Source organism: Jatrophihabitans sp., from assembly GCF_036000465.1.
Lineage (GTDB): Bacteria > Actinomycetota > Actinomycetes > Mycobacteriales > Jatrophihabitantaceae > Jatrophihabitans.
In genome coordinates this window covers 1-22,875 of record NZ_DASYFV010000041.1, presented here as the reverse complement: position 1 = coordinate 22,875, position 22,875 = coordinate 1, and the positions used below count along the sequence as shown (strand labels likewise).

Genomic DNA, 22,875 nt, shown 5'->3' with positions numbered 1-22,875 from the left:
GGTTGTCCACAGATCATCACTGCCATAGCCTTTCGTTACTTTCATTTGCGACGATTCCGGACATCGCACACATCAACCACTCGTCAGAGAAGGAGGCTCATCGTGGCTCAGTACACGACCAGCCAGGAGGCCATGGCGCAAGGCGCGACCAAGGTCGACGACGCGGCGACCCAGATCCAGGGGCACATCCAGAACCTGCGCTCCGAGGTCGAGACCATGATGGGCGGATGGCGCGGCGAGGCCGCCTCCTCGTTCGTCCAGGTCCACGAGTCGTTCGAACAGCAGGCCACCAAGATCAACAACGCCCTTCGTCAGATGCACGAGGCGCTCGTCGCCACGCACCGCACGTACGGCACGCAGGAGACCAACCAGACCCAGTCCCTTTCCGGCCTCGCCGGTCAGATCAACGGCTGAGACCCGAAGGGAATTTGATCACCATGGGTGAGATCCACGTCCAGTTCGAGTCCCTGCAGGCCGGCGAGCAGGGCATCCGCCAGAACTACGCCAAGCTGACCGCCACCCTCGAGCAGCTCGAGAGCGACCTTGCGCCGATGGTCAACTCGTGGAGCGGTGCGGCCCAGGAGTCCTACGTCGCGTGCAAGAAGCAGTGGGACGACGCGGCGTTCGCGCTCTCGGCCGTGCTGAACAGCATCGGCCAGGCCGTCGGCCAGGCGCACGAGAACTACACGGCCGCCGAGAACAGCGCCCGTAGCAACTGGGCCTGACGGCCGACGACGCGATGCACCGAGCGTCGCCGTGGCGGGTGACCGCCACGGCGACGCTCGCGCTCGGCCCAGCCGGGCGCGATGCGCGCGCCACTCCGCAGACACCCGATGGGGGGACTCCCGATGGCTGACTACAACTACGGCAACGACCGCGTCCACCTGGGCGACGAGAAGAGCCAGAACACCGCCTCCGGGCTCGGTGGCTACTCGCTCGACGTCAGCCGGGACGGCTCGTGGCCCGGCCTGAACGCCGCCCCCGACAAGCAGCGGGTGCACCCGGAGAAGATGAACGCCGTCGCCGGCACCATCGAGAGCATCGCGCAGGGGCTGCAGGCCAGTCACTTCACCGAGATCCAGTCCTCGACGAGCGTCTCGTACGGCCCGAACAGCTGGGGTGCCGCCGTGTATCTGAAGGACGCATCGGGCCAGGTGGCGCAGACGGTCACCAACTACACGCAGCAGCTCATCGCGAACCTGACCGACGCCGCCAACGCCATTCGCAAGGCGAGCGGGGGCTACCAGGGCGCCGAGTCGACGAACACGAGCAGCGCGACGAACCAGCAGGCCAGCCTCGACCAGGGGCCCAGCACCAGCTCCAAGGCGTTCTAGGAGAGGAGAGCGGCGATGGTCAACGTCCAGAACAGCCAGGAACAGATCACCAAGTCGCAGGACACCGGGACCTACTCCGGCACCTACGACGAGATCAAGAACGAGTTCAACCAGCTGAACCCGGCACCGATCAACGTCGCCTGCACGGCGTGGTCCAAGCTGGCCAGCCACCTCGGCACGGTCGCCAACGACCTCAAGGCCACCGCCGGCACCCCGCTGCACGAGGCGTGGGAGTCCAGGACCTCTCCTGATGCCCAGCAGCAGCTCCAGCTCGCCCAGGCCACCGCCCAGGCCCTGGCCGACCAGTGCATGCAGATGGCCCGCGCGACCGACTGGGCCTACCAGTACGCGCAGTGGTACAAGGCGCACGTCCCGGGTGACGGGCTGATCACCACCAGCAGCGACGCCGATGCGATCAACCAGCACCGCGTCGCGCTGCTGAGCCGCTACAACGAGGTCATCGGCTACTGCATCCCGAGCCAGGTGCAGTCCTCGCTCGTGCAGAACAACGCGCCTTACGTCGCCGAGTTCCACGCCACCCCAGGCCCCGGCCCCGGTCCGGGCCCGATGGGCCCCGGCCCGGGCCCGGGCCCCGGCATGACGCCGGTCGCGCCCATCCCGCCGACGCACCCGATCCCGCCGCACCACGTGAACCCGCCCCCGCCCCACGAGCCCGGTCCCACCGGTCCCGGCCCCATCGGCCCCGGCCCCGGTCCGGGCCCGCTAGGTCCTGGCCCGCTCGGTCCTGGCCCAGGTCCGGGCCCAGGCTCCGGTTGCAACCCGCACGCCCTGCCGACGCTCGACAACAGCTCCGCACTGGCCGGCTTCGACCCGTCCGGCGGCGGCGCCGGCGGCGGCTTGGGCGCCGGCGGGGCGTCGGGGCTCGGCGCCGCCTCGGGCCTCGGCGGTGGCGGCCTCGGGAGCGGCGGACCCGGAGCCGGTGGACTCGGAGCCGGCAGCGCCTCCGGGCTCGCCGGGTCGGGCGCCGGCATGGGGGCCGGAGCCGGCAGCGGCGGCAGCATCGGCGCCGCCGGTGGCGTGGCCGGAGGCGCCGGCGGGCGTCCCGGCACGATGATGCCGATGCACGGCAGCGGCCAGGGCAGTGACGACGAGCGCGAGCGGTCGACCTGGCTGGCCGAGGACGACGACATCTGGGGCGCCGACGACGCCCCACCCGGCGTCATCGGCGGCTGAGCACGACATGAGGCGGGGCGACGAACGTCGCCCCGCCTTCGTCTGTCCCTACCCGGTTCGGGAACAATCGACGCGGAACGGGCAGGCACCACGAGGAGGCGGCAGAGTGCGACGTACAGGGCTGACCGGACGGACCCGCGCGGCCCGGACGCTGATCGCCGCGACCCTGGCCGCCGCGCCGCTGCTGGCGGCCGGCCCGGCCGTCGCGGCCCCCTTGAGCACGCCGCCCGTCCCGGACACCTCGGTGCAGTACTGGTTCGGCAACTACCAGATCAGCAAGATCTGGGCGCTGGGCGCCACCGGTCAGGGCATCACCGTGGCGGTGCTCGACAGCGGGGTGCAGGCCGACCGGGTGGAGTTCACCGGCGGCGTGGTGCTGCGCGGCACCGACTTCGCAGGCGGCGACGGCCGCACCGACACCGACCGGCCGGTCGGACACGGAACCTCCATCGCCCGCTTCATCGCGGGCCAGGGCGGGGGCCGGCAGGACCTCACCGGCATCGCGCCCGGCGCCAAGATCCTGCCGATCACCGTGCACAGCGAGACGCTGAGCGCCGAGCAGTCCATCTCGATGGGCATCGACTACGCCGCGACGCACGGGGCCAAGGTGATCAACCTGTCGGTGGCCAGCGACGGCACCGGCCTGCCGGACCACTGCCCGACGACGGTCGCCACCGCGGTGCGGACCGCACTCGCCCGCGGTGCCGTCGTCGTCGCCGGCGCGGGCAACGACGGCGCCGGGGCCAATCCGCCCGAGTGGCCGGCGGCCTGCCCGGGCGTCATCGCGGTCGGCGCGATCGACGGCGCCAAGAAGCCCTGGCCGAAGTCCGAACGGCAGTCCTACGTCGACGTCGCCGCCCCCGGGGTGGGCATGGCGGACACGACCCTCACCAACGTGGTCGGCACCTCCGACGGAACGAGCAACGCCACCGCCCTGGTCTCGGGCGCCGTCGCCCTCGTCTGGTCGAAGTACCCGCACCTGACCAACCGGCAGGTGGTCGCCCGACTGCTGGCCACGGTCACCGACGACGCCGCGACGCCCGGTCGTGACGACGCCACCGGCTACGGCATCGTCCGGCCGTACAACGCCATCGTCGACCGGGTCCCGCCGACCGCCCCGAACCCGATCTTCGACGAGGTGAGGACCTCGTCGGGAAGCGGCAGCCCGGGCCCGCCGGCCTCCGGTTCCGCGAGCGCGCCTGCGTCGTCCTCGTCGAGCGTCGCCGCGCCCACGGCCTCGGGGGACTCCGGCTCGTCGGTGGGTCCGCTCGTGATCGCCGCACTCGCGGTCGCGGTCGTCGTCGTGCTCGGCATCGTCCTCGCGGTCGTGCTGTCGCGGCGGCGGCGGCCGGTGCCTCCGGGCCCGCCGGGCTACCAGCCACCCGGCTACTACCCGCCGCGGTGAGCTCACCCCCCGGACCGGGCGGCCCCGACCTGGCCGAGGTGTTGGCCAACCGGCGCTGGGTCCGGCGCGAGCGGCCGTTCCCGCACGTCGTGGCCCGCGATGTGTTCACCCCCGGCTTCTACGCCGGGCTCGACGCCGAGTTCCGTCGCATCGAGGCCTCCCACCCGGAGGTCTTCCGACGCGACATGGCCGGCTACGACGCGTCCGGCTCGGATCTGGACCGCTACCGCGACGGGCCGCTCGGGGTGTTCGTCTCCCGCGCCTGGCACGACCTGATCGCGGGCGTGGCCGGGGTGACCGCCACCGGCGACGTGACGGCGAGCCTGCACCACCACGACCCGCGGGCCGCGAGCGGCTGGCCGCACAACGACCTGAACCCGGGCTGGTTCGCCGATCCCCCACCCGACCCGGGCGCGGTGCGGCTGAGCTCGGACGGCCCGGTCGAGTACCACCGGGGCACCCGGCCCGACGGCACCGGCGCCCACGAGACGATCCGCGGCGTCTCGCTGCTGTTCTACCTCGCGAACGTGCCGTGGCAACGCGGCGACGGCGGCGAGACCGGCCTCTACCGGGCCGGTCGGCCCGACGCGCTGGCCGCGGCGGTGCCACCGATCAACAACTCGCTGGTGCTGTTCGAGTGCACGCCGTTCTCGTGGCACGGCTACCTCGCCAACGCCGACACGATGCGCAACTCGATCGTCATGTGGCTGCACCGGCCGAAGGCCGACGTGGTCGAGCGCTGGGGAGAGCAGAGCATTGTCCACTGGTGAACGGCCGGATCGGCGGGTCTGCCTGCTGACCGGTGCCGGCAGCCCGCTCGGTACCGCGTTCTGCCGCGCCTACGTCGACCGCTACGACATCGTCGCCGTGTGCCGCAACCGCGTGCCCGACGTGCCCTCGCAGTTCGAGCGCTTCGTCGACCCGCTGGCTCCGGAGGCCGAGCTCGCCGAGAACGGGCACCGGGTGCACGTCGTGTACGCCGATCTCGAGCAGCCGGGTCAGGTCGAGCGGGTCGTCGATCTCGCGCTGGCCCGCTTCGGCGCGGTCGACCTGCTGGTGAACAACGCGGCCTACACCCGCCTGCACCGGCCGGGCCTGATCGACGACGCCGGGGTCATGGCCGACTTCGACCGACACTTCGCGGTCAACGTGGGGCTGCCCCAGCGCCTGGCCGGCCGGCTCGCCGAGACCAGCTGGCGCGACGACGTCGTGGCCAACCGGCGGCGCAACCGCAACGTCGTCAACGTCTCGAGCCTGTCGGCGTCCCGGATCTACCCGGGTGGCCAGGCGGTCTACGCGGCGTCCAAGGCGGCACTGAACCAGCTGACCCGCCACCAGGCGGCGGAGTTCGCGGCCCTGGGCGTGCGGGCGAACGCGCTGGCGCCGACGAGCTTCCCGACCCTCGTGGCCACCGAGCGGGTGGCCCGCGGCATCGCCCAGCTCGACGCGGAGACGGTCAGCGGGCGGGTGCTGGTCGTCGACGCCTGACGGCCGCTCAGCTCGCGACGCGGCGCCGGCCCGGGGCCGGCTGGCGCAGCACCGCCGCCCCCGCGATCACGATCGCGGCCAGTCCGACGAGGGCGAGGGCCGCGCCCAGCGCGACGTGCTGCAGGTGGCGGTCCGGCGGCGCGGGTGCGGCCCGGGCCGGCACCGGTGGCCCGACCGCACTCGACGACGCCACCGGCGAGTCGCTGCGCACCGACGTGACGGCGAGGTAGGGGTTGACGATGCCGTAGCCGTACTTGCGGTCGGGGACGGTGGCCGGCGGCGGGTCGGCCGTGGCCTCGAGCCGGTTGCGCACCTGGATCGGGGTCATCCCGGGGTGCGCGGCCAGCATCAGCGCCACCGTGGCGGTGACGCACGGCGCGGCGAAGCTGGTGCCGTCGACCCTGACGTAGCCGGTGATCGGCGCGGGCACCTCGACGCCGACCCCGGGCGCGGCCACGGTGACGTAGGCACCGGTCTGGGAGAAGTCGGCGACCTGGTCGGCGGCGTCGGTGGCCGACACCGCGATGACGTTCGGGAACCGGGTGGAGTACGCGGCCGGGTAGGCCGGGAGGTCGTTGCCGGCTCCGTCGTTGCCGGCCGCGGCGACGATGACCAGTCCGGCGGCGGCCGCGCGCTGAACGGCGTCGGCGAGCTGCGGGCCGGTGTTCGGGCTGGTGACGGAGATGTTGACGACCCGGGCGTGGGCGGCGACCGCGGCGTCGATGCCACGGGCGATGCCCTCCCAGGTGCCGGTCTGGTCACCGTCGGTGTTGGTCTGCTTGATCGGCAGGATGGTGACGCCGGGGGCCATGCCGAGGAAGGACGAACCGGGGGACGGCAGCGCGGCGATGATCGAGGTGACCTCGGTGCCGTGGCCCTTGCAGTCGCGCGTGCTGTCGACCGGGAAGCCGGGCTGGTCGATGACGTCGCGACCCGGGAGCGGTCGCAGCGTCCGCAGCTGCGGGTTCTGGGTGTCGAGGCCGCTGTCGATCACGGCGACGAGCACGCCCTGGCCGCGGGTGACCGGCCAGACCTGCTGGAACTTCAACCGCTGCTGGGCCCACAGGGTGGCCGACGGCGGCCCGCCGCCCTGGACGCTGCAGTCGCCCGGCAGGGCCGCCGCGGGACCGGCGCCGACGCCCACCAGGGCCGGGCCGCACAGCAGCAGCGCAGCCAGGAACGACCGGGCTCGCATTCGGGACATGAAGGGAGGGATCAGGTGGCTACTGCGCGCCGCCGACGGACGAGCCGGAGCCCTGCGGGCGCGGGGTCGGACGCGGGCGGCTGTTCGGGATCGGGACGGCCTGCGGCGGCGGCGGCGGCGGCGGCGCGACGACGGGCGGGGGCGCCGGCTGGGCCGGCGCCTCGAGCGCGGCCGGCTCGGCCTTCGCGGCCTCGCGCTGCTTGTCGTCCTCGCTCATGCCCTTGATCTCGGTCTTGAAGATCCGCAGGGACCGCCCCAGCGAGCGGGACATGTCGGGGAGGTTCTTCCAGCCGAAGAAGAGGACGAACGCCACGATCGCCACAACGGCCCAGTGCCACGGGGATTCGAACATCCGCACTCGCTCCTGTCGTCTGCCGTTCCGGTCAACGCCCTCAGGGTACGTCAGTCACACTTCGCGCCAACCCGGGCGACCGGTTCGGCTGCGGCGAAGCGGCTACAGGACACCGACCGACGCGTAGGGCCGCAGCACCTCGGCCAGCGCGGCGTCGACGCGGGCGTGGACGAGCGTGCCACCGGCGGTGTGCTCGGTGCGCAGGATGTCGGCGGTCTCGTGCAGGCGGGCGACGAGGTCGCCGCGGGTGTAGGGCAGCAGCGCGGTGACCTCGATGTCCGGGCGGGGCAGCCGGTCGTCGATGATGCGGCGCAGCTCGTCGAGTCCGGCGCCGGTGCGGGCCGACACGAACAGCGCATCGGGGGCCAGGCGGCGCAGCCGCAGCAGCGTCTCCGGGGTGGCGGCGTCGGTCTTGTTGAAGACCAACTGCTCGGGCACGCCGAGCGCGTCGATCTCGGTGAGCACCTCGCGCACCGCCCGGATCTGGGCCTCGGGGTCGGCGTCGGCGGCATCGACGACGTGCACGATCAGATCGGCCTCGCCGACCTCCTCCAGCGTCGAGCGGAACGCCTCGACGAGCTGGGTCGGCAGGTGGCGCACGAAGCCGACGGTGTCGGCGAGGGTGTAGACCCGCCCGTCGCCGGTCTCGGCCCGGCGCACGGTCGGGTCGAGGGTCGCGAACAGGGCGTTCTCGACGAGGACGCCGGCGTCGGTCAGCCGGTTGAGCAGCGACGACTTGCCGGCGTTGGTGTAGCCGGCGAGCACGACGCTCGGGATGTGCTGGGCATTGCGTTGCGAGCGCTTCACGTCGCGGGCGGTCTTCATGCCGGCGATCTCGCGCTTCAGCTTCGAGACCCGGGTCCGGATCCGGCGGCGGTCCATCTCGATCTTGGTCTCACCGGGGCCACGGCCACCGATGCCGACGCCGTTGGCCGCCCGCCCGCCGACCTGGCGCGAGAGCGACTCACCCCACCCGCGCAGGCGCGGGAGCATGTACTGCATCTGGGCCAGCTCGACCTGGGCCTTGCCCTCCTTGGAGCGCGCGTGCTGGGCGAAGATGTCGAGGATGAGCGCGGTGCGGTCGACGACCTTCACCTTCACGACGCCCTCGAGCTGGCTGAGCTGGCCCGGCGTCAGCTCGCCGTCGCAGATCACCGTGTCGGCGCCCTCGGCGTCGACGATGTCGCGCAGCTCCTTGGCCTTGCCCGAGCCGATGTAGGTGGCGGCGTCGGGCTTGTCGCGGCGCTGGATCATCGCGTCGAGCACCTCGGAGCCGGCGGTCTCGGCGAGCCGGGCGAGCTCGGCGAGCGAGTTCTCGGCCTCCTCGAGGGTGCCGGTGGTCCAGACGCCGACGAGGACGACCCGCTCGAGTCGCAGCTGGCGGTACTCGACCTCGGTGATGTCGGCGAGTTCGGTGGACAGCCCGGCGACGCGCCGCAGCGCCTGCCGTTCCTCGAGGTGGAAGTCGCCGTCGGCATCGTTGGAGCCGTACGGCTCGTCGACCTCGTCGAGGTCCGGGGCGGTGTCGTGTTCGGTCATCGTGTCTCCATCGTGACACGGCCGGGCCCCGGAGCGCTCGTGATTACTCGCCGGCCGTGGCCCGCAGCCACGCGTCGTCGACGTCGATCTCGGCCACGAGGACGGCCGGGCCGGTGAGCAGCACCTCGCCGTCCGGCTGCCAGGTGACCTCGCACGTGCCGCCGGGCACGTCGACCCGCCACGGCACGCCATCGGCGCCGACCCCCCGTTCGGTCGCCACCGCGACCGCCGCGGCGCAGATGCCGGTGCCGCACGAGCGGGTCTCCCCCACCCCGCGCTCGTGCACCCGCATCTGCAGGTGCCGCTCGCCGCGCTCGACGACGAACTCGACGTTCTGCCCGTGCGGCAGCGGCGGCTCGACGAGCGGGGCCCGGCCGAGGTCGAGGGCGTCGAGTTCGGCGACCGAACCGATCGGCACGACGACGTGCGGGTTCGGGATCTCGAGGGCGAGCCCGGCCGTCGGAGGCAGAGGCGCGGCGGTGGCGATCGGCCGGTCGGCAAGAACCCGGGGCAGACCCATGTGCACAGTGACGTTTCCGTCCCCGCGAGTCCGCACGCGTCGGATCCCGCCGCGAGTCGCCACCGCCGCATCTTCTCCAACGAGGCGGGAGGCGTTTAGGTATCGCATGAAGACGCGAATGCCGTTTCCGCACATCTCGGCCACACTGCCGTCGGCGTTGCGGTAGTCCATGAACCAGGTCGCGTCGGCGGCCATGGCCTGTGAATCCGGGTCCTTCTCGGCCCGGACGACGCGCAGGATGCCGTCGGCACCGAGGCCGGCGTGCCGGTCGCACAGGGCGCGCACCAGGGCCGGGGTCAGGTCGATGTCACCCTCGGCGTCGGGCAGGACAAGGAAGTCGTTCTCCGTCCCGTGCCCCTTGACGAACCTCACGTACTAGAGGGTATGCGTCGCGGCCACCGCGACGCTCGCCTGCCGCAGGAGATCGGGGTCGGCGGCGTCGAGCCAGGTCACCCGCGGGTCGCGCCGGAACCAGCGCCGCTGCCGGCGGACGAAGCGCCGGGTCTGGCGGACGGTGGTCTCCACGGCCTCGTCGAGGTCGCCGATCACCCCGCCCTCGTCGTCGAGGCAGGCGAGCACCTGCTGGTAGCCGAGGGCCTTCCCCGCGGTCGGGCTCTCCCGCAGCCCCTCGGGCAGCAGCGCCCGGATCTCGTCGAGCAGCCCGGCGGCCATCATGCGGTGCACCCGGGTCTCGACCCGCTCGTCGAGGTCGGCGCGGTCGAGCCCGATCTGCACGCAGTCGTAGACGTAGTCGAAGCCCGGCATGCGGGCCATGAACGGTTGCCCGGTGAGCTCGATGACCTCGAGCGCGCGGGCGATGCGGCGTCCGTTCGTCGGCAGGATCGCCGCCGCCGCGAGCGGGTCGAGCTCGGCGAGCCGGGCGTGCAGCGCCTCGGGGCCGCGCTCCTCGAGGGCGGCGTAGAGACCGGCCCGCAACGCGGGCGACTCCCCCGGGAAGTCGAGGTGGTCGAGGGCGGCCCGAAGGTAGAGCCCGGAGCCGCCGACGATCACCGGCACCTTGCCGCGCGCGCCGATCTCGTCGAGCGTCTCGCGAGCCATGGCCTGGTACTGCGCGACGGCGGCCGACTTCGCCAGCGGCCACACGTCGAGCAGGTGGTGCGGGATCCCGCCCCGCTCCGCGGGCGGCACCTTGGCCGTGCCGATGTCCATGCCCGCGTAGAGCTGCATCGAGTCGGCGTTCACGATCTCGCCGTCCAGTTCCCGGGCCAGCGCGATGGCGAGGTCGGACTTGCCGGTCGCGGTAGGTCCGACGACGGCGACGACCCGTTGCCGGGCCCGCTCAGCCACGAAGGGTCCAGGCGGCGGCGAGGTAGCCGACCCCGTAGGGCGCGTCGTCGTAGAGGAGCTCGGCGTCCCACTCGGCACCCGGATGGGCGTCGAGGAGCATCGCCCCGGCGGCGCGCCAGGCCGGGGCGCCGGCGACGAGGAGCTCGTCGGCGAGCGGCTGGTCGATGCCGGTCAGCGCGACGGGGTCGCCCTCCGCGAGGATCGCCGCGACCGTCCGGTCGAACGCGCCGGCCCGGTCGTCCAGGTAGCCCGGGGCCTTGATGCTGCGCCGGGCGCTGCCGTCACCCATGACCAGCAGCGTGACGGGCCGCCCCATCGGCGTGGCGGCCTGCCCCTCCGGGCCGACCGACATCGCGTGGGCGGCGTGGCCCGGCCCCAGGGCGTCGCGCAGCAGCCAGGCGCCGACGGTCAGGGCCAGCGGTAGGTCGACCTCTCCGCGCGGTTCGTCCCGGCCCAGGTTCACCTCGAGATCGACCCCGAAACCGGCGAACGAGCCGCGCGCGGTCGGCGCGTGGCGGCGGGTCGACTCCCCCGCACCGACGACGAGGAACTCCGCGTCGGGCTGCGCGACCCGGCGGATCGCGGCGCGGCAGGCGACCCGGAGGGCGTCCAGCTCGGGGGCGGCGGCCTGCGCGAGTTCGGGCACGAGCGCCGGAGGATGAGGGCAGAACGCGACGCCGCGGATCACGAAACGGACACGATCGACGGCTCGATCCGGGGCGTCACGGGGGGCGTCACAGCGCGCTCTCGCAGGGCATCCACGGTTGCGAGGCTAGCCGGAACGCCGCGCGGGGCGGGTGCTGTCCTGCCCCGCCCCCGCGTGATCGTGTCTAATGCACAGTCATGGAGTGGGGACGCATCGACGCAGACGGCACCGTCTACGTCCGGACGGCCGACGGCGAGCGCGCCATCGGTTCGTGGCAGGCAGGTGACGCCGAGGCCGGCATGGCGTTCTACGTGCGCCGGTACGACGACCTCGAGACCGAGGTGACCCTGCTCGAGAAGAGGCTCGCCTCCGGCGCCGGCGATCCGGCGCACACGCGCACGCACGCGGCGGAGATGAAGGGCCAGCTCGCCACCGCGGCCGCGATCGGCGACCTCGATGCGCTCGCCGGCCGCCTCGACACGCTGCTCACCGCCGCCGAGGAGAAGGCCGGTGAGGCCGCGGCCGCACGCCAGCAGGCCCGCGCCGACGCCGTGGCGGCCAAGGAGGCACTCGTCACCGAGGCCGAGACCATCGCCGAGTCCAGCACCGCCTGGAAGGCGTCGGGCGATCGCCTGCGCGCGATCGTCGACGACTGGCGCCAGATCAAGGGCGTCGATCGCAAGACCGACGACACGCTGTGGAAGCGGTTCGCCGCCGCCCGCGACGCGTTCGGCCGCCGCCGCGGCCAGCACTTCGCCCAGCTCGATGCCGAGCGGGGTTCGGTGAAGGAGGTCAAGGAGCGGCTCATCAAGCGGGCCGAGGAGCTGTCGACCTCGTCGGACTGGAAAGAGACCGCCAACGCGATGCGCGATCTCATGACCGAGTGGAAGGCTGCCGGCCGCGCCGGTCGCGACGTCGAGGATGCGCTGTGGACCCGCTTCCGCGCCGCCCAGGACGCCTTCTTCAGCCGCCGCAGCGAGACGTTCGCCGAGCGCGACGCCGAGCAGGTCGGCAACCAGCACAAGAAGGAAGAGATCATCGCGGCGGCCGAGAAGATCGACGTCAGCGATCCGAAGGCGGCCCAGTCGGTGCTGCGTGACCTGCAGGCGCAGTTCGACGACATCGGGCACGTGCCGCGCGATGCGATGCGCCGCCTCGACGACCGCATGCGGGCCGCCGAGCAGCGGGTGCGCGATGCGGTCGACGCCGAGTGGCGGCAGAGCAGCGCCGCGTCCAACCCGTTTCTGACCGCCCTGCGCGACCGGCTGGCCGAGGCCGAGGCCAAGCTGGAGCGGGCCCGCAAGGCCGGCGACCCCGGCCGGATCGCCAAGGCCGAGACCGAGGTCGAGCAGCGCCGGGCGCTCCTGCCGGAGTAACGCGCACGGCGTCGCTCCCGCCCCTATGCTCGGGCGATGACCAGTCGCCCGCTGCACAGCGTCGCCGACGGTGACCCGGCCGTCGCCGCCGATCCGCAGACCGTGGTCGAGGACTTCCTCGACGCGCTCGCCGAATCCGACCTCGACGCGGCAGCGGCCCTGCTGGCCGACGGCGTCGTCTACACCAACGTCGGGCTGCCGACGCTGCGCGGACGCGACCGCGTGGTGCGCGCGCTCGGCCTGATGGACCGCCCGGGCGCCTCGTTCGAGGTCTTCCTGCACGCGATCTCGGCGAGCGGTCCGACCGTGCTCACCGAGCGCACCGACGCGTTGATCTACCGCCGCTACCGCGCCCAGTTCTGGGTGACCGGCCGCTTCGACGTGCACGCCGGGCGCATCACGCTGTGGCGCGACTCGTTCGACTACGTCGACGTCGTGCTCGGGTCGCTGCGGGGCGTGCTCGGGCTGGCCGTCCCGTCGCTGCGTCCGACGCTGCCGACGACGGCGGACACGCCGCCCGGGCGGCACTGATCAAGTAGGGCGAGTGCCGATCGTCAGCAGCGGACGGGGGGCGGGCGGCGAGGCCGCCTCGGCACCGCGCCAGCGGCGGTGCGCGCTGATGCCGGCGTCGGCGACCAGGTGGTGCGGCGCGGCGTAGGTGATTGTCGAGGTGACGACGTCGCCGGGCGCCACCGTGGCCGCTCCCGCGGCCACGTGCACGAGCCGGCCGTCGCGGGCCCGGCCGGACACGCGGCCGGTGGCGCCGTCCTTGCGGCCGTCGGTGGCGTTCACCAGCACCTCGACCTCGCGGCCGACGAGGGCGCGGGCGGCCGCCCCGCCGACCTCCTCCTGCAGTGCGATGAGGCGCTCGTAGCGCTCTTGCACGACCGACTTCGGGATCTGGTCGTCCATGTCGGCCGCCGGGGTGCCGGGGCGCTTGGAGTACTGGAATGTGAACGCGCTCGCGAACCGGGCGGCGCGGACCACGTCCAACGTCCGGTCGAAGTCGGCCTCGGTCTCACCCGGGAAGCCGACGATGATGTCGGTCGTGATCGCGGCCTCGGGCATCGCGGCCCGCACCGAGCCGATGATCGACAGGTAGCGCTCCTGCCGGTACGAGCGGCGCATCCGCTTGAGCACGGTGTCCGAGCCCGACTGCATCGGCATGTGCAGCTGCGGCATCACGTTCGGCGTCTCGGCCATGGCCTCGATGACGTCGTCGGTGAAGTCGCGCGGGTGCGGGCTGGTGAAGCGCACCCGCTCGAGGCCGTCGATGCCGCCGCAGGCCCGCAGCAGCTTGCCGAAGGCGTGGCGGTCGCCGAACGAGCGGCCGTAGGAGTTCACGTTCTGGCCGAGCAGGGTCACCTCGACGACTCCGGAGGCGACGAGCGCCTCGATCTCGGCGAGCACGTCACCGGGCCGGCGGTCGGTCTCGGCGCCGCGCAGCGACGGCACGATGCAGAACGTGCAGGTGTTGTCGCAGCCGACCGACACCGACACCCACGCGCTGAAGGGCGACTCGCGCCGCGTCGGCAGGTCGGACGGGAACTTCTGCAGGGCGTCGACGATCTCGACCTGCGCCTCGCGGTTGTGCCGGGCCCGCTCGAGCAGCACCGGCAGCGCGGCGAGGTTGTGCGTGCCGAAGACGACGTCGACCCACGGCGCGCGCTCGACGATGGTCGCGCGGTCCTTCTGGGCCAGGCAGCCACCGACGGCGATCTGCATCTCGGGGTTCGCCACCTTGGCCGGGTACAGGTGACCGAGGTTGCCGTAGAGCCGGTTGTCCGCGTTCTCGCGCACGGCGCAGGTGTTGAACACGACGAGATCCGGGGGGTCGGCGGCGTCGCCGGCCCGGACGTAGCCCTGCGCCTCGAGCAGCCCGGCGAGCCGCTCGGAGTCGTGGACGTTCATCTGGCAGCCGTAGGTGCGGATGCTGTACGTCCGTCCGGCGTCGGGCGGAGCGGCGTGGGGATTCATCGCGAGCAGCCTACGACTGCCGCCGCGGCGAGGGGAACGGCATCAGCGCACGCCGGCCCGGCTCCGGAACGCTTCGGCCACGGTCGGCCCGAGCTGGGCCGAGTACGCGGCCGTGATGTGCGTCGTGTCCCGCTTGATCGGGGTGTGGTCGACGAAGGGCGGGCAGAAGCCGCCGACGGCGAACCAGTCCTCGGTCGGGATCAACAGGCCGTGATGCTTCGTCACGAAGGCCCTGTCGGCCTTGAGGATGGGCCGGTAGTTGCCCGGCATGCGCGAGACGCAGGCCGACGGCGAGCTGGACGGCACGAAGCAGGTCCGCGGGTCGGGATTGAGGGGCGGCGCCGGCAGCACCACGATCCTGTCGTAGAAACCGGCGATCTTGCGCAGGGCGCGATCGGCCGAGGCGAGGTAGCCGGCGGTCGCCGTCACCTCGGTCAGCACGAGCAGGGCCGGATGCAGGCGCCTGATGTCGGCCAGCACGGCCTGCTGCCGGGCGGCGCAACTCTGGGCGAAGTTGTCCTTCTGCGGAACCTCGACGGAGTCGCCGAAGTTGCACGAGAACCCCCCGGCGGCGCGCACCTTCCAGCCCGGCAGCAGCGCCGCCGCCGCCCGGAACGCCGGGTCGTAGGCCACCGAGGTGGAGTCGCCCACCAGGTAGATCGTGCGGGACGGCGGTGCCGCGGCGTCGCCCCAGACGCAGTTCGGGCTCAGGGCGGTCTTGCCGCACTCGTAGATCGACGCCGGCTCGGGCGGCCCGGAGAACACCTCGTCGTAGCTCGGGTGGAGGGCCGGCCATGACCCGGCCCGGAGCGCCGCTTGCAGCTTGGCCGTCAGGGCGAGCTGCTGCCCGGCTGCTGCCGACGTCCCGGGGCGCCGGGGCGGCGGGGGGCTCTCGGCGGCCCGGTGGATCGCCGCGGCTGTCTGCGCGTCCAGCGCCCCGGGCGTCGGGCCGTGCCCGGCCACACCCACCGCGACGACGAGGAGCACCACGGACGCGCCGGCCCACCGCAGGGGGGCGAACGGCCGGTCCGCCGGGCCGCCGGCCCGCCGGCCCGCCGACGTCGGCAGCAGCCAGCGCGACTCGAGGATCGGCTTCTCCACCAGTCCGTACAGGCCCAGGGCCAGGGCGAAGGCCAGCGTGACCGCGGCGAGGTAGTAGCTCGTCGAGCCGGCCGCCACGTAGGTCGTCAGCATGATCACGACCGGGAAGTGCACGAGGTAGATCGAGTAGGACATGTCGCCGACGAACACCGAGACGCGGTTGGTCAGCAGCCCGTTGCGCGCCGCATGCCCGTCGTTGCTCACCGCGGCGACCACCAGCGCCGACCCGACACACGGCAGGATCGCGCCGGGCGCCGGGAACCCCGAGCCGCCGCGCGCCGCGAACAGCGACACGCCGATGAGCGCGGTGCCCAGCCAGGACATCGACGTGAGGACGGTTCGCGTGGCGCGCAGGTACGGCACGGCGCAGGCGAGCAGCGCCCCCAGCGCCAGCTCCCAGCCGCGGGCGAACGTCGAGAAGTAGGCCGCGGTGGGGTCGCCGGTGCTCTGGTGCACGGCGTACACCAGAGACACGAGCAGGGTCACGGCACTCGCGCTGCCGACCGCCAGGCGACGCCGCCCGACGGACTGCCCGCGCACGACCGCCAGGCCGAGCAGGAACAGCGCGACCGGCCACACCACGTAGAACTGTTCCTCGACGCTCAGCGACCAGTAGTGCTGCAGCGGAGACGGTGGTGCCGACGCGGCGAAGTAGTCCGTCCCGGCGGACGCGAAGTGCCAGTTGGCCCAGAACACGGCTGACCACAGACCGTCGGTCCGGGTGGTGGCGAATCGCGTGGCGTTGAAGGCGAAATGCGCGGTCAGGACGGTGGCGCCGATGACGACGAGCGCCGCCGGCATGAGGCGCCGGACGCGCCGGCGGTAGAAGTTCGCGATGTAGCGCACCGGGCCGTCCCCGCGACCCAGATCCCGCACGAGCAGCCCCGTGATCAGGTACCCGGAGATCACGAAGAAGATGTCCACCCCGACGAATCCGCCCCGGGGATGACCGGTCAGGTGGTTCACGACGACGGCGACGACCGCGATCGTGCGCAGGCCCTGGATGTCCCGGCGTTTGCCGGGCGCGGCCGACCCGGAGCGACCGGTGGCAGCGGCTGGACGGTGGCGGGCACCGGACTCGGGGACCGGCCGGACCGGGTCGACCCGACGTGGGATCGCCTGATCCCCGCGTCGCGCCGCCGTCACGATGAACCCCTTATGACAATTGCCGCCAATCCCCCGACGTTAGCGGACCGGCCCCGCGCCTCGGCGGGCGCGGCCGACCCGGTGACCCGGTTCGCGCCCGATCGCGCGCGGGGTCAGTGCGCGATCTCGGTGCTGCGCGACTCACGCACGACGGTGACCCGGATCTGGCCCGGGTAGGTCAGCTCGTCCTCGATCTGCTTGGCGATCTCGCGGGCCATGACCGACGACGCTAGGTCGTCGACCTCGGTGGGTTGCACCATGACCCGCACCTCGCGGCCGGACTGCATGGCGAAGACCTTCTCGACGCCGGGCCGGGCACCGGCGATCTCCTCGATGCGGGCGAGGCGCTTGACGTAGGACTCGAGCGATTCGCGCCGCGCGCCGGGCCGAGCCGCCGAGCAGGTGTCCGACGCCTGGGTGAGGACGGCCTCGATCGTCTTGGGCTGCACCTCGTTGTGGTGCGCCTCGACGGCGTGGGCCACAGCCTCGTCCTCGCCGAACTTGCGCAGCAGTTCGGCACCGATGATCGCGTGGCTGCCCTCGACCTCATGGGTGAGCGCCTTGCCGATGTCGTGCAGGAAGGCGCAGCGCTTGACCAGTGTGGGTTCGACGCCGAGCTCGGCGGCCATGACGCCGGCGATGTGAGCGGTCTCGACGAGGTGGCCGAGCACGTTCTGCCCGTAGCTCGTGCGGTACTTCAACCGGCCCAGGGTCGGCATCAGCCGCTCGTCGATCGGGCCGATGCCGACATCGGCCAGCGCGTCGCGCGCGGCCCGCAGGCAGAGCTCCTCGACCTCGATCTTGCTCTGCTCGTGGGCCTCCTCGATGCGGTGCGGGTGGATGCGGCCGTCGAGGATGAGCTTCTCGAGGGTCAGCCGGCCGACCTCACGCCGGACCGGGTCGAAGCAGGACAGCAGAACGGCCTCGGGCGTGTCGTCGATGATCACGTTGACGCCGGTGACGGCCTCGAACGAGCGGATGTTGCGGCCCTCGCGGCCGATGATGCGGCCCTTCATCTCCTCGGCCGGCAGGTGCAGCACGCTGACGACCGTCTCGGTGGTCTGCGCGCTCGCGACCCGCTGCACGGCCTCGACGACGATCGAGCGGGCCCGCTCGGTGCCCTCGGCCCGGGCCTCGCCCTCGATCGCGCGCACGAGCACGGCGGCCTCCCGGCGGGCGCCGGCCTCGACCGTGGCCAGCAGCTCGCCCTTCGCATCGTCGGCCGAGAGGCCCGCGATGCGTTCGAGCTCACGCTCGTGCTCGCGGGTGGCGTCGGCGACGGCGACCCGGGCGGTCTCGAGCTCGGCCGACCGCTCGTCGAGCTCGCTCTTGCGGGCGGCGAGCTCGTCGGAGCGACGTTGCAGCTCCGCCGCGCGCTGGGCGAGCCGAGCCTCCTGGGCGTCGAGGCGCGCCTCGGTCTCCTCCAGGCGGGCGGTGCGGGCGGCGTGTGAGGCGAGCTGGCGCTGCAGCTCCCCGGTCAGGGTGTCGACCTCGGCCCGCGCCGAGCGGCGGGCCTCGGCGATGAGCCCGGCGGCCTGCTCGCGCGCCCGGGCCAGCAATGCCTCGACCTGCCCGCGCGCGGATTCGGTCTCGGTCCGGACCGTCCGCCGGGTGGCCTCGGCCTCGGCCTCGGCGACCCGGCGCAGGCCCTCGGCCTCGGTCTGGGCCGCCTTGCGCAGCGCGGACGCCTCGGCGACAGCGGCAGCGGTGCCGGCCTCGAGTTCGGCCGAGCGCCGGGCGACCTCGTCGCTCCCGGCGGCGACGGTGGCGCTCGACGCCTCGCCGTGCCGACCGGGCGGGGTCGAGCGACGCGAATAGGCGAACACGAAGAGCAGCCCGAGGACGAAGGCCGCCCCGACCGCCGCGTACCAGACCCCGTTCACGCGCGCCTCCTGACCGTCGGACAACCGTCGACCAGGGATGCGACACACGAGCCCGCACCGGCCGCACCTGCGTCCGTCTGCGGGTCGATCGTGAAGGCAGGAGTGCCGACCTCAAGGCCGGACCTGCCGCTGGACCTTTCTCACTCGGCGGGGCTTGTGGCTGCTATGTCGCGGGCCGGTCCACGTCGGACCGGTCGCGGGCGTGTGCTGCGATTACTCCTGGTATTCATCGAGGCTATTAACGCCGAGCAGACAAATCAAGTGACGGAGCGGGCCGGCCACCGAATTGTTCGACCTCAGGTCGGCTCGCCGAAGACATCGTCGGCTGCATCGGCCGCGCCGCTCAGGACCTCACGAACGATGTCGTAAGACATGCCCGGCGCGTAGCCCTTCCGCGCCAGCAGCCCGACGAGGCGACGGGTCTGCACCTCGGGCGGCAGCGCCGCGAGCGCCCGCTGCCGCTTGACCACCAGCTCGAGCCCGCGGGCCCGCTCGTCGTCGGCGTCGATGCCGGCCAGCGCCGCGCCGACGGCCTCGGCCTCGAAGCCGCGCTGACCGAGCTTCGCAGCGATCGCCCGCCGGGCCAGCCCGCGCTCGCGGTGCTGTGCGCCCGCCATCATCCCCGCCAGCGCGGTGTCGTCGATGAGGCCGACCTCTTCGAAACGGTCGAGCACCCGGACGGCGGCGTCGTCGGGCACACCCCGCTTGCGCAGGGTCTGGGCCAGCTCACCGCGGCTGCGAGCGCGATGCTCGAGCTGGCGCAGGCAGATCGAGCGCGCGACCGTCTCGGGATCGCCCGGCGGCTGCGCCTCGATCGAGTCCGGATCCGGCGGCGCGGTGCCCGGCGCAGCCACCCCGGATCGGGCCCGACCCATGCTCAGAAGTCGACCGGCGCCGGCAGCGGCTCGACCGGCGCACCGGCCTGGTCGACCCGGGCCCCGATGCCCAGCTTCTCCTTGATGCGCTTCTCGATCTCGTCGGCGAGGTCGGGGTTGTCACGCAGGAAGTTGCGGACGTTCTCCTTGCCCTGGCCCAGCTGATCCGATTCGTAGGTGTACCAGGCGCCGGACTTGCGGATGAGCCCCTGATCGACGCCGACGTCGATGAGCGAGCCCTCGCGGCTGATGCCCTCGCCGTACACGATGTCGAACTCGGCCTGCTTGAACGGCGGGGCGACCTTGTTCTTCACGACCTTGACCCGGGTGCGGTTGCCGACCGCGTCGCCGCCGTCCTTCAACGTCTCGATGCGGCGCACGTCGAGGCGGACCGAGGCGTAGAACTTCAGCGCCTTGCCGCCCGTCGTGGTCTCGGGGCTGCCGAACATCACGCCGATCTTCTCGCGCAGCTGGTTGATGAAGATGGCCGTGGTGCCCGAGTTGCTCAGGGCGCCGGTGATCTTGCGCAGCGCCTGGCTCATCAGCCGGGCCTGCAGGCCGACGTGGCTGTCACCCATCTCGCCCTCGATCTCGGCGCGCGGCACGAGCGCGGCCACCGAGTCGACGACGACGATGTCGAGCGCGCCGGAGCGGATCAGCATGTCCATGATCTCGAGCGCCTGCTCGCCGGTGTCGGGCTGGCTGACCAGCAGGGAGTCGGTGTCGACCCCCAGGGCCCGGGCGTAGTCGGGATCGAGCGCGTGCTCGGCGTCGATGAACGCCGCCACGCCGCCGGCGGCCTGGGCGTTGGCCACCGCGTGCAGGGCGACGGTGGTCTTGCCCGAGCTCTCCGGGCCGTAGATCTCGACAACCCGGCCGCGGGGCAGACCCCCGATGCCGAGCGCGACGTCGAGCGCGATCGACCCGGTGGGGATGACCTCGATCGGGGCGGCGACCCGGTCGCCGAGGCGCATGACCGCGCCCTTGCCGTGCTGCTTGTCGATCTGCGCCAGGGCGACGTCGAGCGCCTTCTCCCGGTCGAAGCTGGTGGCCATTGAGGCGCTCCTTCGTAGCGTGTGATGCCTGCGGTGAACTGCTGCCTGCGACGCTAGATCGAGGTACCGACAGAACCGGTGCGCCGCGCGAGATTGTGGATGACGAGCCGATTTCAACTCGTCCTGTGGATAGCTGCTCGGGTCAGCCTAGCCGAACACCTGTTCGATGACCGGGCGAATCGCGCGCGACACGCCGGGCGACGCTAGCGCAGCTGCGAGGGCATCTCGAACTCGGCGCAGACGGCCCTCCACACGGTCTTGGCCTCGACCCCGGCGGCGAGCGCCTCGTTGATCGTGGCGCCGAGCCCGGGGAGTTGGTAGTCGGCCGCCACGCTCGCGGCGTAGGACGAGCCGAAGCGCTCGTCCATCCGGTTCCAGAACTCGGTCAGTCGCACAAGGTCAACCCTACGGTCCGGCCGCTAGCGTCGAGGCCATGGGCGCTGCGGTGCGGATAGGCACGTCGGGCTGGCTGTACCCGCCCTGGCGCGGCGACTTCTACCCCCGCGGCCTGCCGCACCGGGCCGAGCTCGAGTACCTGTCGTCCCGGCTCAACAGCGTCGAGATCAACGGCACGTTCTACTCGCTGCAGCGCCCGACGAGCTTTCGCCGCTGGTACGACCAGACGCCGGTGGACTTCTCCTTCGCGGTCAAGGGCCCCCGCTTCGTGACGCACATGAAGAAGCTGGCCGACGTCGAGACCCCGCTGGCCAACTTCTTCGCCTCCGGCGTGCTCGCGCTGCGCGACAAGCTCGGGCCGATGCTCTGGCAACTGCCGCCGACCCTCGGCTTCGACGCCGGGCGGCTGGCGGCGTTCTTCGCCCTGCTCCCCCGCTCGAGCGGCGAGGCGGCCTGGCTGGCCCGGCGTCATGACGAGCGGATGAAGGACCGCTCGATCACCGCGACCGACGCCGACCGGCCGCTGCGCCACGCCCTCGAGGTGCGCCACCACACCTTCGAGACGCCGGCGTTCACCGAGCTGCTGCGCGCGCACGCGATCAGCGTCGTGGTCGCCGACACCGCCGGGAAGTGGCCGCTGATCCGAGAGGCCACCGCCGACCTCGTCTACGTGCGCCTGCACGGCGACGTCGAGCTCTACACGAGCGGGTACTCCGGCACCGCCCTCGACGAGTGGGCCGGCCGCATCCGCGCCTGGACCGCCGCGGGGCACGACGTCCAGGTGCACTTCGACAACGACGTGAAGGTCCGCGCCCCGTTCGACGCACTCGCCCTGGCGCACCGGCTCGGCGTGGTCTGGCCGGCCGGTGCGCCGATCGACGTCAGTCCTCGGCGGGGGCGCTCGGCATCTTCTCGCCGATCAGGTCCATGACGGAGGAGTCGGTGAGGGTGGTGACGTCGCCGAGTTCCTTGTGGTCGGCGACGTCGCGCAGCAGCCGGCGCATGATCTTGCCCGAGCGGGTCTTGGGCAACTCGGCCACGACCATGATCTGGCGCGGTTTGGCGATCGCGCCGATCTCGTGGGCGACGTGGTTGCGCAGTTCCTTGATCAGCGCCTCGCCCTCGGACTCCTCGGTCGGGCCCGTCCCGCGCAGGATCACGAACGCGACGATGCCCTGCCCGGTGGTCGGGTCGGACGCGCCGACGACGGCGGCCTCGGCGACCTTCGGGTGCGACACCAGCGCCGACTCGACCTCGGTGGTCGAAATGCGGTGCCCGGACACGTTCATGACGTCGTCGACCCGGCCGAGCAGCCACAGGTCGCCGTCATCGTCCTTCTTGGCGCCGTCGCCGGCGAAGTAGTAACCCTCCTCGGCGAAGCGGGACCAGTACGTCTCGGCGAACCGCTCGGGGTCGCCCCAGATCCCCCGCAGCATGGCCGGCCACGGCTCGGTGAGCACCAGCAGGCCGCCCCCGCCGTCGGGGACCGAGGCGCCGGTGTCGTCCACGACGTCGACCGACACCCCGGGCAGGCCCTTCATCGCCGATCCGGGCTTGGTGGCCGTCACGCCGGGCAGCGGGCTGATCATCATCGCGCCGGTCTCGGTCTGCCACCAGGTGTCCACGATCGGGCACCGGTCCCCGCCGATGACCCGGCGGTACCACATCCAGGCTTCCGGGTTGATCGGTTCGCCGACCGAGCCCAGCACGCGCAGTGCGGACAGGTCGAACTTCGCCGGGATGTCCTCGCCCCACTTCATGAACGTCCGGATCGTCGTCGGGGCGGTGTAGAGCAGGCTCACCTTGTACTTCTCGGCGATCTCCCAGAACCGGCCCTGGTGCGGGGTGTCGGGGGTGCCCTCGTACATCACCTGGGTCGCGCCGTTGGCCAGCGGGCCGTACACGATGTAGGAGTGCCCGGTCACCCAGCCGATGTCGGCGGTGCACCAGTACACGTCGGTGTCCGGCTTGAGGTCGAAGGCGGTGTGGTGGGTGTAGGCGACCTGGGTCAGGTAGCCGCCGGTGGTGTGCAGGATTCCCTTGGGTTTACCGGTGGTTCCCGAGGTGTAGAGGATG

Annotated in this window: 23 protein-coding genes; 10 read left to right on the top strand and 13 right to left on the bottom strand. The window is 72.5% G+C overall.

Going from position 1 to position 22,875, the window contains the following annotated elements:
- Positions 1–102: 102 nt before the first annotated feature.
- The 7 genes from VGN18_RS13465 (at position 103) to VGN18_RS13435 (ending at position 5,421) form a co-directional block, all read left to right on the top strand.
- On the top strand, positions 103–414 hold the full coding sequence (locus VGN18_RS13465; protein WP_327540212.1) for a WXG100 family type VII secretion target: 312 nt from the start codon (positions 103–105) through the stop codon (positions 412–414).
- A gap of 23 nt (positions 415–437) precedes the next feature.
- Positions 438–725 (top strand): WXG100 family type VII secretion target, encoded by a 288-nt coding sequence (locus tag VGN18_RS13460; RefSeq protein ID WP_327540211.1) that lies wholly within the window; start codon positions 438–440, stop codon positions 723–725.
- Between the two features lie 123 nt (positions 726–848).
- On the top strand, positions 849–1,334 hold the full coding sequence (locus VGN18_RS13455; protein ID WP_327540210.1) for a hypothetical protein: 486 nt from the start codon (positions 849–851) through the stop codon (positions 1,332–1,334).
- Between the two features lie 15 nt (positions 1,335–1,349).
- The gene (locus VGN18_RS13450; RefSeq protein ID WP_327540209.1) at positions 1,350–2,528 is read left to right on the top strand and encodes a hypothetical protein; all 1,179 of its coding nucleotides are present in this window, start codon (positions 1,350–1,352) and stop codon (positions 2,526–2,528) included.
- 106 nt (positions 2,529–2,634) lie between these two features.
- On the top strand, positions 2,635–3,933 hold the full coding sequence (locus tag VGN18_RS13445; protein WP_327540208.1) for a S8 family serine peptidase: 1,299 nt from the start codon (positions 2,635–2,637) through the stop codon (positions 3,931–3,933).
- Positions 3,930–4,703: a 2OG-Fe(II) oxygenase gene (locus VGN18_RS13440; RefSeq protein ID WP_327540207.1), complete on the top strand. Its 774-nt coding sequence runs from the start codon at positions 3,930–3,932 to the stop codon at positions 4,701–4,703. Before VGN18_RS13445 ends, VGN18_RS13440 begins: the two co-directional genes overlap by 4 nt.
- Positions 4,690–5,421: an SDR family oxidoreductase gene (locus VGN18_RS13435; protein ID WP_327540206.1), complete on the top strand. Its 732-nt coding sequence runs from the start codon at positions 4,690–4,692 to the stop codon at positions 5,419–5,421. The genes VGN18_RS13440 and VGN18_RS13435 overlap by 14 nt, the downstream gene beginning before the upstream one ends.
- 7 nt (positions 5,422–5,428) lie before the next feature.
- Here the strand turns inward: VGN18_RS13435 and VGN18_RS13430 are convergent, their stop codons facing one another.
- The 6 genes from VGN18_RS13430 to VGN18_RS13405 all read right to left on the bottom strand — a co-directional run bounded on the left by VGN18_RS13430 (position 5,429) and on the right by VGN18_RS13405 (position 10,990).
- On the bottom strand, positions 5,429–6,625 hold the full coding sequence (locus VGN18_RS13430; protein WP_327540205.1) for a S8 family serine peptidase: 1,197 nt from the start codon (positions 6,623–6,625) through the stop codon (positions 5,429–5,431).
- Positions 6,626–6,644: 19 nt separating this feature from the next.
- Positions 6,645–6,977: a Sec-independent protein translocase subunit TatA gene (gene tatA, locus VGN18_RS13425; protein WP_327540204.1), complete on the bottom strand. Its 333-nt coding sequence runs from the start codon at positions 6,975–6,977 to the stop codon at positions 6,645–6,647.
- 102 nt (positions 6,978–7,079) lie between these two features.
- Positions 7,080–8,516, bottom strand: coding sequence for a GTPase HflX (gene hflX / locus VGN18_RS13420; RefSeq protein WP_327540203.1), 1,437 nt, complete (start codon positions 8,514–8,516; stop codon positions 7,080–7,082).
- A 43-nt stretch (positions 8,517–8,559) separates the two neighbouring features.
- Entirely contained in the window at positions 8,560–9,408 is an 849-nt protein-coding gene (dapF, locus tag VGN18_RS13415; RefSeq protein ID WP_327540202.1) for a diaminopimelate epimerase, read from the bottom strand.
- 3 nt (positions 9,409–9,411) lie between these two features.
- The gene (gene miaA, locus VGN18_RS13410) at positions 9,412–10,428 is read right to left on the bottom strand and encodes a tRNA (adenosine(37)-N6)-dimethylallyltransferase MiaA (protein ID WP_414655053.1); all 1,017 of its coding nucleotides are present in this window, start codon (positions 10,426–10,428) and stop codon (positions 9,412–9,414) included.
- Positions 10,337–10,990 carry a hypothetical protein gene (locus VGN18_RS13405; protein ID WP_327540200.1) on the bottom strand — a complete coding sequence of 218 codons (654 nt, stop codon included), beginning with the start codon at positions 10,988–10,990 and terminating at the stop codon, positions 10,337–10,339. The genes miaA and VGN18_RS13405 overlap by 92 nt, the downstream gene beginning before the upstream one ends.
- Positions 10,991–11,187: 197 nt before the next feature.
- On the opposite strand from VGN18_RS13405, the gene VGN18_RS13400 reads away from it, so the two are divergent.
- Positions 11,188–12,366 (top strand): DUF349 domain-containing protein, encoded by a 1,179-nt coding sequence (locus VGN18_RS13400; protein ID WP_327540199.1) that lies wholly within the window; start codon positions 11,188–11,190, stop codon positions 12,364–12,366.
- 36 nt (positions 12,367–12,402) lie between these two features.
- Complete coding sequence (locus VGN18_RS13395; protein ID WP_327540198.1) at positions 12,403–12,897, top strand: limonene-1,2-epoxide hydrolase family protein; 495 nt, start codon at positions 12,403–12,405, stop codon at positions 12,895–12,897.
- Here VGN18_RS13395 and miaB read toward each other — a convergent pair whose 3' ends face one another.
- The 6 genes from miaB to VGN18_RS13365 form a co-directional block, all read right to left on the bottom strand.
- Positions 12,898–14,343, bottom strand: a complete 1,446-nt coding sequence (gene miaB / locus VGN18_RS13390) for a tRNA (N6-isopentenyl adenosine(37)-C2)-methylthiotransferase MiaB (RefSeq protein ID WP_327540197.1) — start codon at positions 14,341–14,343, stop codon at positions 12,898–12,900. It abuts the gene before it with no gap.
- A gap of 42 nt (positions 14,344–14,385) precedes the next feature.
- On the bottom strand, positions 14,386–16,590 hold the full coding sequence (locus tag VGN18_RS13385; RefSeq protein WP_327540196.1) for an acyltransferase family protein: 2,205 nt from the start codon (positions 16,588–16,590) through the stop codon (positions 14,386–14,388).
- Positions 16,591–16,703: 113 nt separating this feature from the next.
- Positions 16,704–18,473, bottom strand: a complete 1,770-nt coding sequence (gene rny / locus VGN18_RS13380; RefSeq protein ID WP_327540195.1) for a ribonuclease Y — start codon at positions 18,471–18,473, stop codon at positions 16,704–16,706.
- A gap of 296 nt (positions 18,474–18,769) precedes the next feature.
- Positions 18,770–19,348: a regulatory protein RecX gene (locus VGN18_RS13375; protein ID WP_327540194.1), complete on the bottom strand. Its 579-nt coding sequence runs from the start codon at positions 19,346–19,348 to the stop codon at positions 18,770–18,772.
- Between the two features lie 2 nt (positions 19,349–19,350).
- Positions 19,351–20,403, bottom strand: coding sequence for a recombinase RecA (gene recA, locus VGN18_RS13370; protein WP_327540193.1), 1,053 nt, complete (start codon positions 20,401–20,403; stop codon positions 19,351–19,353).
- A 203-nt stretch (positions 20,404–20,606) separates the two neighbouring features.
- Positions 20,607–20,798, bottom strand: a complete 192-nt coding sequence (locus VGN18_RS13365; RefSeq protein ID WP_327540192.1) for a DUF3046 domain-containing protein — start codon at positions 20,796–20,798, stop codon at positions 20,607–20,609.
- Between the two features lie 38 nt (positions 20,799–20,836).
- On the opposite strand from VGN18_RS13365, the gene VGN18_RS13360 reads away from it, so the two are divergent.
- Positions 20,837–21,730, top strand: coding sequence for a DUF72 domain-containing protein (locus VGN18_RS13360; RefSeq protein ID WP_327540191.1), 894 nt, complete (start codon positions 20,837–20,839; stop codon positions 21,728–21,730).
- Here the strand turns inward: VGN18_RS13360 and VGN18_RS13355 are convergent.
- On the bottom strand, positions 21,681–22,875 hold a 1,195-nt coding region (locus VGN18_RS13355; RefSeq protein ID WP_327540190.1), incomplete at its 5' end, for an acetate--CoA ligase. The two genes, VGN18_RS13360 and VGN18_RS13355, sit on opposite strands and share 50 nt — an antisense overlap.